Here is a 13,798-nt window from a genome sequence, read left to right as displayed (position 1 = left end):
GGCTACGGAGTCCGTCGATCCCGCGAGGTGACGAAACAGTGGAGACCCGAAGCATCGTCGACGACTGGCTGCGACTGGGCAGCCGCGACATCGCCACCAACGGTATCGAGTTGCGGCTGGTCGAACACGGTTCCGGGCCGCTGGTGGTGTTCTGCCACGGCTTCCCGGAACTCGGATTCTCTTGGCGCAACCAGGTTTTCGCACTGGCGGAGGCCGGATTCCGTACGCTCGCACCGGATATGCGCGGCTACGGTGGCAGCTCGCGGCCGGAGCGCATCGAGGATTACGACATGCCGACGCTGTGCGCGGATCTGGCGGGGCTGCTGGATGCCGTGGGGGCCGACGACGCGGTCTTCGTCGGGCACGACTGGGGCGCCTCGGTGGTGTGGCAGTTCGCGTTGCTGTACCCCGAGCGGGTCCGGGCGGTGGCCGGGCTCAGTGTGCCCGCCACGCCGCGCTCGAAAGTGGCTCCCCTGCGGATCTTCCGGTCCCGGCTGGGCGAGGGGTTCTACATGGTCTGGTTCCAGGAGCCGGGGGTCGCGGACGCGGCGCTGGCCGCGGATGTGCGGCGAACCCTGTTGCTGGACGGGGTGATCAATGCCCGCGATCTGACGGCCGCACCCGGTGGCGCGCCGCCGGCCTGGCTCTCGGAGGCCGAAGCCGATTACTACATCGAGACTTTCACCGCGACCGGCTTCACCGGCGGGCTGAACTACTACCGCAATCTGGATCGCAACTGGGAGCTGAGCGAGGATCTGGCGGGCGCGACGATCGACTGCCCGTCGCTGTTCATCGCCGGATCGGCCGATCCGGTCATCGGTTTCACGCCGCTGGCCAGGCTGCGGACCATCCTGACCGAGCTGCGGGGCGCGGTGATCCTCGAGGGCGCCGGGCACTGGATCCAGCAGGAACGGCCGGACGAGGTCACCGCCGCACTGCTCGAATTCCTGCGCGGGCTGGACTGATTCACCGCGACTGCAACGAAAGGCGCACCGCGCCGGTGACGAAAGGCGGAACCGCACCGGAGGCAGGCCCCGGGCGCGGTCGGGGCCTACCTCCGATGCGGAATTTACAGCGCCAGTACGAGTTTCCCGGTATTTGCGCCACGGAAAAGCATGCCGAGGGTGTCGCCGAAATCGGCGACCCCGCCGGTGACCACCTGTTCGCGGGCCGTGATCTTCCCCTCGGCGAGTAGCCGCGAAATCTCGGCTACCGCTTCACCGTAACGATCGGCGTAGTCGAAGACCACGAATCCGGTCATCGATGCGCGGAACACCAGCAGCGACATGTATCGACTGGGCCCCGGTGGCAACTTCTCGGCGTTGTACGTGGAAATCGCACCGCAGAGCACAATCCGGGCACCGCGGCGCATATTGGCCAGCGCGGCGTCGAGGATGTCACCGCCGACATTGTCGAAGTAGATGTCGATACCGCCGGGGGCGATCTCCCGCACCCGGCGCAGCACGTTCTCGTTGCGGTAGTCGACCGCGGCGTCGAAACCGAATTCCTCGGTCAGCACCCGGCATTTCTCCGGGCCGCCGGCGATCCCGATCACGGTGGCGCCCTTGGCCTTCGCCAGCTGGCCGACGACGCTGCCGACCGCACCCGCGGCCGCGGAGACCAGCACGGTCTCCCCCGGTTGCAGCCGGCCCACCTCGAGCAGCCCGAAATACGCTGTCATACCGGGCATTCCGAGCGCACCCAGCCAGGTCGGGCCGGAGGCCACACCGAGGTCCACGCGCTGCACGCCCGTACCGTCGGTGAGCGCGTACTCGGTCACCCCGAACGTGCCGCTGACGGTGTCACCCACCGCGTACTCCGGATGCGACGACGCCACCACGGTGGCGATGTCCATCGACCGCATCACCTCGTTCAGGCCGACCGGCGGCAGATACGAGCGCACGTCGTTGAGCCAGCCGCGCATCGCCGGATCGAGGGAGATGTAGTCGACCTTCACCAGGAACTGCCCGGGCCCGGGCTCGGGCAGTTCCTCGGTGGTCACGGTCCAGGTGTCCGCGCCGGGCAGCCCGACGGGCCGCCGCGCCAAGCGCACCTGCTGCGTCTTCGTCACGCGAAACCTGTTCCCGCGGACCGGATCAGAGCGCGCCGAGAGTGGCGTCGCCACCCGGCACCGGCGCGAGGACCTGCACATCCAGCGGCGCGGCCAGCGCATCGGCCAGCGCGGCGCCCAGTTCGCGCAGGGCCTGGGCCTTGCCGTGCACGCCGAGCGCCTCCTGCGACTCCCACTTCTCGACCATGATGTACTGGCCGGGCTTGCCGAGGTTGCGGTGGAACGCGTACAGCAGGCAGCCCGGCTCGGTGTGCACCGACGCCTGGGCGGCGGCCACGGCCTTCTCGACGACCTCTTCCTGCCCGGGCTTCGCGACGATAGTCGCCACCACCACGACCGGTTCCGACATGTTGTCTCCTTTTCTGGGGAACGAGTCCGGAGTCCGGGATCGGTTCCGGCTCTGCCGCGCCCACCAGCGTCATCGAATCCGAATTCGAAGTCAAGAAGGCCGCGGCGCGACCGGCTCGGGTTGCAGCTGCAAGGCGTTCACCCAGAGCTGGTTGAGGGTGGTCAGCAACTTCTCGAACGAGATGCGCCGGTTCTGCACGAATACCGAATAGGCCATCCGGCTCACCATCACCGACAACGCCAGCGCGGTGACCTGCGGATCCAGGTCGGCCGTGGCCTGCCCGGACTCCTGCAGCGTGCGGATCATCCGGGCGTTGCGCCGCACGAAGGCGTCGGCCCGCTCGGTGCGCAGCCGCCGGAAGTTCTCGTCGACCTGGGCGACCTGTTCCAGCACGCCCATCAGGCGGGCGTTGCGCTTGTAGGAGAGCAGATACTCGCGGTTGGCGGCCTCGATCAGCACGATGGGATCGGTGACGCCGGTCCGCTCGCGGATGTGCGGGTGCAGCATCTCGTCCCGCACCTGCTCCAGGACGGCGGCGAAGATCTCCTCCTTGCCGTCGAAGTAGGTGTAGAACGACCCGGACGCGAGACTCGCGGCGCGGGCGATATCGGAGATCTTGGCGTCGAGGTAGCCGTCGCGTTCGAACACCTCACGTGCCGCGGTGACCAGGGCCGCACGTGTTCGGACGCCGCGGCGTGTGCGCGGCGGGACGCGGCGGGACTCCTCGGCGCTCTCCACGGAGGCGCCGCCGGCAGGTTGGGACACCCACTCACCGTACCCTTCCCGGCAATTTCCACTGCCGCACAGTGCCTTTCAGATTCTTCTGAACCTGGCGTCATATTCGAGAGTACAGTGACCTGCATGTCCAACACCGCCACCGACATCTGGGAGCATGCCGACCGCGATCCGGACCGGATCGCGCTGCGCGGCGACGACGGCACCGGCTGGACGTACGCGCGGCTGCGCGACCGCGTCGCCGCCGTGACCGCGCAGCTCACGGCCGACGGGATCGGGCCGGGCGACCGGGTGCTGTTCGTGGCGCCGTCGGTGCCGGAATTCGCCGCCGGGTACTACGGCATCCACGCTGCGGGCGCGATCGCGGTCACCGCGAACACGATGTCCCCGGCCCCGGAGCTCGAATACCTCGCGCGCGACACCGGCGTGGCCGCCGTCCTCGGCTGGCACACCGTCACGCCCGCGCCGGAGCAGGTCGCCGCGGCGCTCGGCGTCCCCTATCGCGCGTTGCAGCCGGATCTGGCGGGCCTGCCGCCGGCGCCCGAGCCGGTCCGGCCGCATCCCACCGCCGACGACGACACCGCGACCATCATCTACACCTCGGGCACCACCGGCCGCCCCAAGGGGGCCCAGCTGACCCACGGCAACTTCCTCGCCTGCGCGGACGCCTTCCGCACCGTCTTCGACATCACCGCCGACGACCGCAGCGGCACCGCGCTGCCGCTGTTCCACGTCTACGGTCAGGCGTGCGTACTGGGCACCACGATGCGCGCCGGCGGCAGCCTGTCGCTGTTGTCGCGCTTCGACCCGGAACGGATGCTGGCCATGATCGGCCGCGACCGGCTCACCTTCATCACCGGCGTGCCGACCATGTGGAACGCGATGTTGCGCGCCGCCGCCGACGAGATCGATCCGGCCGATTTCGCCGGATTGCGCCAGGCCTCCTCCGGCGGCGCGTCGCTGCCCGGAGAGGTGTTGCGCGCGTTCCGGGAACGGTTCGGCTGCGCCATCAGCGAGGGTTACGGCCTCACCGAGACCACCAGCGCCGCAACGTATCAGCCCCCGGATCGGCCGGCGAAGGCCGGATCGGTGGGCCGTCCGCTGCCCGGGATCGAGATCGTGATCCGCGATTTCGACGGCGCCGGGCTACCGGCCGGCGAGACCGGGGAGATCTTCCTGCGCGGGCCGGTGGTGACGAAGGGGTACTGGAACCGGCCGGAGGCGACCGCGGAGGTCCTGCGCGACGGCTGGTTACGCACCGGCGATCTCGGATTCTTCGACAGCGACGGCGATCTGCACATCGCCGGGCGGGTGAAGGAGATGATCATCCACGGCGGCTACAACGTCTATCCGCTGGAGGTGGAGGAGGTGCTGTACCGGCACCCCGACATCGTCGAGGCGACCGTGGTCGGCGTGCCCGACGAACACTACGGCGAGGAGGTGGCCGCCGCGCTGACCCTGCGCCCCGGCGCCACCTTCGATCCGGATGCGTTGCGCGAGTGGACCAAACAACAGCTGTCCGCCTACAAGGTGCCGCGGCTGTTCGCGGTCCTGGATCAGCTGCCCAAGGGCCCGTCCGGGAAGATCCTCAAGAACGCCCTGGACAGTTCGATTTTCGTGAACGTGGCGCATCGCGACTGAATCCGGCTCACACCGGGATCCCGCCGAGGCGGGCGTTCACCGAATGCGGCGCCAGCACCTGATCGAGAATCATTGCGGCACAGGCCTGTACGCCGGTCGGGGCGTCGGCGCTGCCGGGCTCGATGCGCAGCGAGCGGGTGGCCAGGGCCGAGGACTGCTGGTAGATCCGCTCGCGCAGACCGGCGACCAGGGGTTCGGCGGCATGCGACAGGTCGCCGCGCACCACGATCACCGCGGGATTGAGCAAATTCACCGCCGCCGCGACCACCTCACCGATGCGACGGCCCGCCTCGCGCACCAACCGCACCGCGTCCGGATCGCCCGCTCGCACCAGCTCCATCAGTCCCGGTAGGCCCGCGACCGGTTTGCCTTGGTCGGCAAGCTCTCTCAGCAGTGCCCAGCCGGCGGCGACGGTCTCCAGGCAGCCGCGATCGCCGCAGCCGCACTGCCGGTCCGCGGCGCCCGCGACCTTGATGTGGCCGATCTCGCCCGCGCCGCCCCACGCGCCGCGCTGCAACCGGCCGCCGGCGATGATGCCCGCGCCGATACCGGTGGACGCCTTGAGCAGCAACAGATCCCGGATCTCGGGATGCCGGGTCTGTTCGGCGAGGGCCAGCACGTTCACATCGCTGTCGACGCGCACCGGCACCCCGAACCGGTCGGTGAAGAATTCGGCCACCGCGATATCGCCGCGGCCCGGTCCGGTGCTCAGGCTCATGCTGTGCCCGGTGGCCACGTCGACCGCGGACGGGACGCCGACACCCACCCCGTAGACCGGGCGAGCGCCGGGCACCGCGGTCTGGAGCACGTCGAGCTGCCCGGCGGCGGTGACGAGCACCTCCTCCGTCCTTCCGACAGTGGCGAATTCGGATTCGGCCAGCACCGCGCCCGCGAGATCGCAGACCGCGACCTGTGATCGGCCCGCGCCCAGCGATACCGCGTACACCACACCGGAATCCGGGTTGAACGCCAGACGCGACGGCGGACGGCCGCCCGTGGAGCCGCCGTCGGCGCGCTCGGTGACCAGGCCGTGGCCCAGCAGTTGCTCCACCCGCAGGGTCACCGCCGTGCGGGACAGACCGGTGAGACGCCGCAGGTCGGAACGGGTCACGACGGCGCGGTCGCGGATCAGCTCCAGGACATCGCCCACCGAGACCCCGGGCGTGACCATCGGCCGACCCATCGCAATCCCTTCCCGGCGCGAACTCGCGCAACCTCGTTCACCACTGTATCCGGCGTGTTCAGGACACCTTAGCGGGTAGTTAGGTCTTTACCGGACCTAAGTTGGCTTGCTGATGGACCAAAGGGTGTCTAGTGTTTATGTGTTCGATCACACGTTTAATTCGAAGGAGTCCGCGATGTCGGCCTCGTCTCGGATCGGCCCCTGCGACATCGTCGTATTCGGCGGCACCGGTGATCTCGCCCTCCGCAAGTTGTTACCCGCGCTGTACCTCCGTGATCGGGACGGCCTGCTGCCGCGCGGCACTCGCATCATCGCGGTGTCGCGCGCCGGGCTGGAGGACGTCGGCTACCGGGTGAAGATCTCCGGCGAGCTGGGGCACGCGCTGCCGCCCGGCACCGCCGACCCCGGGGCGATCGCGGCGTTCGTCCGGCGGCTGCACCACATCACCCTCGACGTCGGCGGCCGGTTCACCACCGAGGAACAGGCCTGGCGCGATCTGGTGGTCGCGCTGGCCCACGCGGGCCGCACCCGGGTGTTCTACCTCGCCTGCACGCCCGACCTGTTCGGCCCGATCTGCAGGAATCTGCGCCGCTGGGGGTTGATCGATCCCGGTGCGCGCGTGGTGCTGGAGAAGCCGATAGGACACGATCTCGCCTCCGCGCGCCGGATCAACGACGAGGTCGGCACGGCGTTCACCGAGGATCGGATCTTCCGCATCGACCACTATCTCGGCAAGGAGACCGTGCAGAACCTGCTGGTGCTGCGCTTCGCCAATGCCCTGTTCGAGCCGCTGTGGAATTCCGGTTCGATCGACCACGTGCAGATCACCGTCAGCGAATCCCTCGGTGTCGGTGGGCGGGTCGGCTACTACGACGACTCCGGCACCGCGCGCGACATGTTGCAGAACCATCTGCTGCAACTGCTGTGCCTGGTCGCGATGGAACCACCGATCCGGCTGGATCCGGAGGCGGTGCGCGATCGCAAACTCGAGGTGCTGCGCGCGCTCGCGCCGCTGACCGGCGCCGCGGTGGGGCGCGCGACCGTGCGCGGCCAGTACACCGCGGGCGTCATCGGCGACCGCCCGGTCCCCGGCTACACCGACGAGCTCGGCGGAAGGCCCAGCGACACCGAGACTTTCGTCGCCTGCCGGGCCGAGGTCCGCAACTGGCGCTGGGCCGGGGTGCCGTTCTACCTGCGCACCGGTAAACGCCTGGATCGGCACGCGGCCGAGATCGTCGTACAGCTGCGCGGCGTACCGCATTCGATCTTCCCCGGCGTGGCGGCGTCCGCGCTGCCGCCGAATCGGCTTGTGCTGCGGCTGCATCCGGACGAGAGCGTGGAACTGCACCTGGCCGGCAAGCAACCCGGCCCCGGTGAGCTCCGGCTGCAGCCGATGTCGTTGCGGCTGGACGCCGCCGGCGATGCCGGGCCCCGATCCCCCGGCGCGTACGCGCGACTGCTCGGCGATGTGCTGCGCGGCGATCCGACCCTGTTCATGCGCCGCGACGAGGTCGAGGCCGCCTGGTCCTGGGTCGAGCCGATCCTCGCCGCCTGGTCCGAATCCGACTGTCCGCCAGTGCAATACGCCGCCGGTACCACCGGCCCCGCGGCCGCGGCCGATCTCCTCGGACGCGACGGCCGCAGCTGGGCGTGAGCCGGAAATCCGGCCGATCGCCACGGATTCGCCGCACCCCGGGCCGAAACCGGCTGGCCCGGAGCCGCTTTCCCGGCACGATTCCCGCTCGCGGGATTCGCACCCCGGCGCACGGCCCGTTACGCTGACCCGAGCGCATATGCGCGGGACGGCCGTCGTGGGCGGCCGGTACAGCTCGGTGGTAATGAGGCGATGCGGCAGATCCTGTTCGCGGCGGCAATCGCGGTCGTGGTGTCGATGGCGGTGACCCGCACCCTCGTCGTCGTGTTCACCCATCGGCAGCTCGCCCACCGCGTGCCCGCGGGCGCGGCATCTCGCCGGCACACCGAACTCGACACCCCCACCATGGGCGGGATCGCGATCGTCGCCGGGATCTGGGCCGGGTACCTGTGCGCGCACCTGGTGGTGTCGCGGCTGAACGTGCCCGGTCCGTCGGCGACCGGACTGCTGGTGCTGGTGCTGGCCACCGCGCTGGGCGCGGTCGGATTGCTCGACGACTACATCAAGATCCGCAAGCGGCGCAATCTCGGGCTCACCGGATTGGGCAAGGCCGCCGCGCAGATCGTCGCCGCCCTCGTGTTCGGGTATCTGGCGCTGCGCTTCCCCGGCACCGACGATATGACCCCCGGCACCCGCCACATCTCCTATGCCCGTGACATTCCCACGGTGTCGGTGGGCCTGGTGGCGTTCCTGATCGGGGTCTGCTTCCTGGTGACGGCCTGGACGGGCGCCGTCGCGATCACCGACGGTCTCGACGGATTGGCCACGGGCACCATGGTTTTCGCCCTCGGCGCGTACGTGGTGATCACCTACTGGCAGTACGACAAGGCCTGCGAGACCATGCCCTGCCCCGGCTGCTACCACGTGCGCGATCCGCTCGATCTGGCGCTGATCAGCGCGGCGGCCGCGGCGGCCTGCGCCGGATTCCTGTGGTGGAACGCGGCTCCCGCGCGCATCCTGATGGGCGGCGTCGGTTCCCAGGCCCTCGGGGGGTTGTTCGCGGCCCTGTCGATCACCACCCACACCGAACTGCTGGCGGTCGTCATCGGCGCGGTCCTGGTCGCGGAGGCACTGTCGGTGCTGTTGCAGGTGGTGGTTTTCCGCACCACCCGCAGCCGGTTGTTCAAGATGGCGCCCTTCCATCACCACTTCGAACTGAGCAAATGGCCGGAATCGACCGTGGTGGTCCGGTTCTGGGTCATGGCCGGAATCGCCGCCGCCACCGGGCTGGCGCTGTTCTTCGCGGAATACTTCGGACAGCGCCGCTGATCATGGCGTTCGTACACTCGTCTCATGAGGTTGCGGACGGACGTGGCGGTACTACCGCCGAGCCTGGTCGAGATGACGACGCGGCACGTGCGGTCCGCGATACTCAGCGGCGAGTTCGAGCCGGGGGCGCGGATCGTGGAGGAAACCCTCTGCGCCAGCCTCGGAACCAGCCGGGCGCCGGTGCGGGAGGCGTTGCGGCTGCTGGCCCAGGAAGGGCTGATCGAACATCTGCCCCGGCGCGGGTTCCGGGTGGCGGTGTGGTCGCCGACGGATGTGCTGCAACTGTTCGAATTGCGGCGGGTCCTGGAGCGGCACGCGATCGAGCGCGCCTTTCCCCTTCCGGCGGAGGGTGATCCGCTGGCCGCGGTGCGCGTGGCCCTCGGCGGGATGCGGGCCGCCGACGAACGCGGTGACGCGTTCGAGCGCGACGAGGCCCATCGCCGCTTCCACACCGCGATCGTGGCGCTCGCGGGCAACCGGCAACTCGACCTCGCCTACGAGCCCATCCTGCTGAAGCTCCAGTTGCCGATGGCCCGCAATATCCGCGAAGAGGCCCGGAAGACGTCTCATTACAACGGGATTCGACGCCATACGGAACTGCTCGCCGCGCTGGAGCGCAACGATCCGGCGGTGGCCTACGAGGCGTTGCAGCGGCACGGCGAACTGGTCTATCTGGACCTGGAAATCTAACAAGGCCGATACACGGCAAACCTTTCGCCTTCACACATTCTGTCGACAATCGACAGATGCAGAATTCGGGCCCCAGCGTGGCGGAGATCCTCGCCTCGCACGAAAGTGGCAGCGGCTCACCGACGAAGACCGCCGCGCGGGTCGCGGACGCCATCGCGGCGCGTGGCGACGACGGCACCTGGATCACCCCGGTGCCCCGCGACGAACTCCTGGCTGCCGCCGCCGAGATCGAGCGGCGGCCCGGCGCGCGGACGCTGCCGCTGTACGGCGTGCCGTTCGGCGTCAAGGACAGCATCGACGTCGCGGGCCGGCCGACCACCCTCGCCTGCCCCGACTTCGCCTATACGGCCACCGAGACCGCGCCCGCGGTGCAGCGGCTGCTGGACGCGGGCGCGCTGTTCGTCGGCAAGACCAATCTGGACCAGTTCGCCACCGGCCTCAACGGCACCCGCACGCCGTATACCGTGCCCCGCAGCGTATTCGGCGGCAACATGATCTCCGGCGGGTCGAGTTCCGGCTCGGCGCTGGCGGTCGCCCTCGGCGAGGTGCCGTTCTGCGTCGCCACCGACACCGCGGGCTCCGGGCGGGTGCCCGCGGCGCTGAACGGCATCGTCGGCTGGAAGCCGTCGCGCGGGCTGATCAGCACCGTCGGCCTGGTACCGGCCTGCCGATCGCTGGACTGCATGACCCTGATGGCGACCCGGATCGACGATCTGGACCGGGTTTTCGAGGTGATCGCCGCCGAGGATCCCGACGATCCGTGGAGCCGCCCGCGCGGGCCGCGGTTCGGCGGCGGCACGATCCGGGTGGGCCTGCCGCCGGAGGCGGAGCTGGACTTCTTCGGCGACGCGCCGATGCGGGTCGCGCACTCCGCCTTCCGGAATCGGCTGGGGCGGTTGGGCTTCGACGAGGTGCCGATCGGCTCGGCGCCGTTGCTGGCGGCCGGTGAACTGCTCTACGCCGGTCCGTGGGTGGCCGAGCGGCTGGTGGAGTTCGATTCCTTCCTCACCACGCATCCGGACTCGGTGCTGCCGGTGATCCGCGAGATCCTCTCCACCGGTTACGGTTTCGACGCGATCGAGGTGTTCCGCGCCCAGCAGGAGCTGCAGCGGCTGCGGTCGGTGGTGGCCCGGATGTGGGCCGAGGTCGACGTGATCGTGATGCCCACGATCGGCACCACCTTCACCGTCGACCAGGTGCTCGCCGACCCGATCGCGACCAACACGATCCTGGGCCACTACACCCATTTCGGAAACCTGCTGGACCTCACCGCGATCGCGGTGCCGGTGGGTACCACCTCGGACGGCCGACCGGCGTCGGCGATGGTCCTCGGACCCGCACTCGCCGACGATCTGGTGCTCGCGGTGGCCGCCCGGATTCTCGACGAGCCGCGCACGGTGCAGGCGCGCGGCAACATCCGGCTCGTACAGAAGGAAAACCGATGACCGCACCACATTCCGTACCCGCGCGGCCCACCGCGTTCACCTTCGATCCCGGCACCGTCGCGCTGCTGGTGATCGATATGCAGCGCGACTTCCTGCTCCCCGGCGGCTTCGGCGAGAGTCTCGGCAACGACGTCGCGCTGTTGCAGGCGGTGGTCGAACCACTGGCGGCCCTGATCGCGGCGGCCCGCGCGGCCGACGTCCCGGTGATCCACACCCGGGAGGGACATCTGCCCGACCTCTCCGACTGCCCACCCGCGAAGCTGTTGCGCGGCAACCCTTCCCAGCGGATCGGCGATCCGGGCCGGTTCGGGCGGATCCTGATCCGCGGTGAGTACGGCCACGACATCGTCGACGAACTCGCGCCGGTGGCCGGCGAGGTGGTGATCGACAAACCCGGCAAGGGCGCCTTCTACGCCACCGAGCTGTCGGAGGTGCTGGGGCGCAAGGGGATCGAGACCCTGCTCGTCACCGGGGTCACCACCGAGGTGTGCGTGCACACGACGGTGCGGGAGGCCAACGACCGGGGTTACCGCTGCCTGGTCGTCTCCGATTGCGTCGGTTCGTATTTCCCGGAATTCCAGCGCGTCGGGCTGGACATGATCGCCGCCCAGGGCGGCATCTTCGGCTGGGTCGCCGACTCGGCCGCGGTCGTCACCGCACTCACCCCCACCGCCGCCGGCAGCACCCCGGCCCGATGACAGGAACTCCGATGTCCGTCGACACGACATTATCCGAAAGTCCCACTCCCCTTGCCCGCCTGCCACTTCCGTGGTGGACCCGCGGCGACACCAACGCGTTCTTCGGTCTCTCGTTCAACATCCTGGTGAACGTCCTGACCCTCACCACGCTGTCGATCGCGGTCGTCAAGATCCCGAACCACGATGTACTCGGCACCATGTTGCCGGCGCTCGGTGTGGCGCTGGTACTGGGCAATCTGTACTACATGCTGCTGGCTCGCCGCCTGGCCCGTCGTGAGGGGCGGACCACGGTGACGGCACTGCCGTACGGGCCCAGCGTGCCGCACATGTTCATCGTGGTCTTCGTGGTCATGCTGCCGATCTTCCTGAAGACCGGCGACCCGATGAAGGCCTGGTCGGCGGGTCTGGCGTGGGCGTTCATGATCGGCGTGATCGTGATGATCGGCGCGCTGGTCGGGCCGTACATCCGCCGGGTCACCCCGCGCGCGGCGATGCTCGGCACGCTGGCCGGTATCTCGATCACCTTCATCGCCATGCGACCGGCGGCCCAGATCTGGGATGCGGCCTGGATCGGCCTGCCGGTCCTGGCGATCCTGCTCATCGGTTTCTTCACCGATGTGAAGCTGCCCGGCAACGTACCGATCGGCCTGGTGGCGTTGCTGGTCGGCACGGCGATCGGCTGGATCGGCGGCTACATGTCGGTACCGGAGGTGACCAAGGCCGCGCACGACATCGCGGTGGGCCTGCCGACGCTGCGGTTGCATCTGCTCGGTGACGGCCTGGCCAACCTCTCGCCGCTGCTGGCGACCGCGATTCCGCTGGGTGTCTACAACTTCACCGAGGCGATGAGCAACGTCGAGAGCGCGGCGGCCGCGGGCGACAGCTACAACCTGCGCAGCGTGCTGCTGGCCGACGGCTTCGGCGCGATCGTCGGCTCCGCCTTCGGTTCCCCGTTCCCGCCGGCGGTCTACATCGGCCACCCCGGCTGGAAGGATGCGGGCGGGCGTACCGGCTACTCGCTGGCCAGCGGCGTGGTGATCGGCCTGATGTGCCTGCTGGGCCTGTTCGGCCTGCTCGCCACCGTGCTGCCGAATCCGGCGATCGTCCCGATCCTGCTCTACATCGGCCTGCTGATCGGCGCCCAGGCGTTCCAGGCGGTGCCGAAGATACACGCGGTCGCGGTGGTCGCGGCGCTGCTGCCCAACCTCGCCGAATGGGCGACCGGGCAGATCGACAACGCGCTCGCCGCGGCGGGCACCACCGCCGACAAGGTCGGCATGTCGGCGCTGGGCCAGGCCGGTGTGGTCTACGACGGCCTGAAGATCCTCGGCAACGGCGGTGTGCTGGCGGGTCTGGTACTCGGCGCGATCGTGACCTTCATCCTGGACAAGCGATTCGTCCCGGCGGCGATCGCGGCCGGAATCGGCGCGGTGCTGTGCTGGGTCGGGCTCATCCACGCCACGGAGGTGGCCTGGGCCGCCGCCCCGAAGGTCGCGCTGGGCTACCTGTTCCTCGCGCTGATCTGCCTGGGCTGCACCCTGTTGCCCTCGGTCCGCACACCCGCCGGCTCGGCGCCCGAGCCTCCGGCCGACAGTCTGCCGGACGCCGAGAAGCCGGTGGTCCCAGCGGAATCCGCAGCTTCGGCGGAATCCGCCGAACCCGCGGCAACCGCCGAGTCCACGACAACCACGGAGCCCGCGGCCTCCCCCGCCTGACCGATACCGCGGTGACGACTCCGGGGCACGGCTCGCTACGCGCGAGCCGTGCCCCGGTGGTGTACCGGACAGGCGCCGGGCTGCTGTCGGGCCGTCGCCGAGCGCCGTCGCCGATCACCCGCACGGCCCGCGCGCGGTGGCGTAGCGCATCGGGACTATCTTCTGACCACATGAACCCGGGCGCCGCCGGGCTATTGGGATCGCTTCCCACACTGGATATCTGGCGCGCCTACGCCGACGACGTCACCGGCCGTGCCCTGCCCGAATGCGGCCATTTCCTGCCCGAGGAACAGCCGGCGATCGTCGCGCGCGAACTGCTCGAATTCCTGAACAGCTGATCCCGCACCG

General features: G+C 69.6%; 13 protein-coding genes. 9 read left to right on the top strand and 4 right to left on the bottom strand.

The window, feature by feature from the left end; all coding sequences use genetic code 11:
* The first annotated feature begins 38 nt into the window (after window positions 1–38).
* On the top strand, window positions 39–965 hold the full coding sequence (locus tag G361_RS0100325) for an alpha/beta fold hydrolase (RefSeq protein WP_019925038.1): 927 nt from the start codon (window positions 39–41) through the stop codon (window positions 963–965).
* 104 nt (window positions 966–1,069) lie between these two features.
* On the opposite strand, the gene G361_RS0100320 is transcribed toward G361_RS0100325, so the two are convergent.
* From G361_RS0100320 to G361_RS0100310, 3 genes are all read right to left on the bottom strand, one after another.
* On the bottom strand, window positions 1,070–2,071 hold the full coding sequence (locus G361_RS0100320; RefSeq protein WP_019925037.1) for an NADP-dependent oxidoreductase: 1,002 nt from the start codon (window positions 2,069–2,071) through the stop codon (window positions 1,070–1,072).
* Window positions 2,072–2,096: 25 nt separating this feature from the next.
* Entirely contained in the window at window positions 2,097–2,420 is a 324-nt protein-coding gene (locus tag G361_RS0100315; protein ID WP_019925036.1) for a putative quinol monooxygenase, read from the bottom strand.
* A gap of 90 nt (window positions 2,421–2,510) precedes the next feature.
* Window positions 2,511–3,185 (bottom strand): TetR/AcrR family transcriptional regulator, encoded by a 675-nt coding sequence (locus G361_RS0100310; RefSeq protein ID WP_231386744.1) that lies wholly within the window; start codon window positions 3,183–3,185, stop codon window positions 2,511–2,513.
* Window positions 3,186–3,281: 96 nt separating this feature from the next.
* Between G361_RS0100310 and G361_RS0100305 the strand changes: the two genes are divergently transcribed.
* Window positions 3,282–4,796: a class I adenylate-forming enzyme family protein gene (locus G361_RS0100305; RefSeq protein WP_019925034.1), complete on the top strand. Its 1,515-nt coding sequence runs from the start codon at window positions 3,282–3,284 to the stop codon at window positions 4,794–4,796.
* Window positions 4,797–4,803: 7 nt separating this feature from the next.
* On the opposite strand, the gene G361_RS0100300 is transcribed toward G361_RS0100305, so the two are convergent.
* Window positions 4,804–5,979, bottom strand: a complete 1,176-nt coding sequence (locus tag G361_RS0100300) for an ROK family protein (protein ID WP_019925033.1) — start codon at window positions 5,977–5,979, stop codon at window positions 4,804–4,806.
* A 175-nt stretch (window positions 5,980–6,154) separates the two neighbouring features.
* On the opposite strand from G361_RS0100300, the gene zwf reads away from it, so the two are divergent.
* The 7 genes from zwf to G361_RS47955 all read left to right on the top strand — a co-directional run bounded on the left by zwf (window position 6,155) and on the right by G361_RS47955 (window position 13,788).
* Window positions 6,155–7,633, top strand: a complete 1,479-nt coding sequence (gene zwf / locus G361_RS0100295; protein ID WP_019925032.1) for a glucose-6-phosphate dehydrogenase — start codon at window positions 6,155–6,157, stop codon at window positions 7,631–7,633.
* Window positions 7,634–7,825: 192 nt separating this feature from the next.
* Complete coding sequence (gene mraY, locus G361_RS0100290) at window positions 7,826–8,902, top strand: phospho-N-acetylmuramoyl-pentapeptide-transferase (RefSeq protein ID WP_019925031.1); 1,077 nt, start codon at window positions 7,826–7,828, stop codon at window positions 8,900–8,902.
* Between the two features lie 24 nt (window positions 8,903–8,926).
* Window positions 8,927–9,592, top strand: a complete 666-nt coding sequence (locus tag G361_RS0100285; RefSeq protein ID WP_036494053.1) for a GntR family transcriptional regulator — start codon at window positions 8,927–8,929, stop codon at window positions 9,590–9,592.
* 56 nt (window positions 9,593–9,648) lie between these two features.
* A complete protein-coding gene (locus G361_RS0100280; protein ID WP_019925029.1) occupies window positions 9,649–11,037 on the top strand; it encodes an allophanate hydrolase in 1,389 nt (462 codons plus the stop codon).
* A complete protein-coding gene (locus G361_RS0100275; protein ID WP_019925028.1) occupies window positions 11,034–11,735 on the top strand; it encodes a cysteine hydrolase family protein in 702 nt (233 codons plus the stop codon). The genes G361_RS0100280 and G361_RS0100275 overlap by 4 nt, the downstream gene beginning before the upstream one ends.
* Before the next feature lie 11 nt (window positions 11,736–11,746).
* Window positions 11,747–13,450: a hypothetical protein gene (locus G361_RS0100270; RefSeq protein WP_019925027.1), complete on the top strand. Its 1,704-nt coding sequence runs from the start codon at window positions 11,747–11,749 to the stop codon at window positions 13,448–13,450.
* A gap of 170 nt (window positions 13,451–13,620) precedes the next feature.
* Window positions 13,621–13,788 carry an alpha/beta fold hydrolase gene (locus tag G361_RS47955; protein ID WP_019925026.1) on the top strand — a complete coding sequence of 56 codons (168 nt, stop codon included), beginning with the start codon at window positions 13,621–13,623 and terminating at the stop codon, window positions 13,786–13,788.
* The last annotated feature ends 10 nt before the right edge of the window (window positions 13,789–13,798 follow it).

This window comes from Nocardia sp. BMG111209 (genome assembly GCF_000381925.1).
Lineage (GTDB): Bacteria > Actinomycetota > Actinomycetes > Mycobacteriales > Mycobacteriaceae > Nocardia.
Note: the sequence above shows the minus strand (reverse complement) of the source record. Positions and strands in the feature narration are given on the sequence as shown.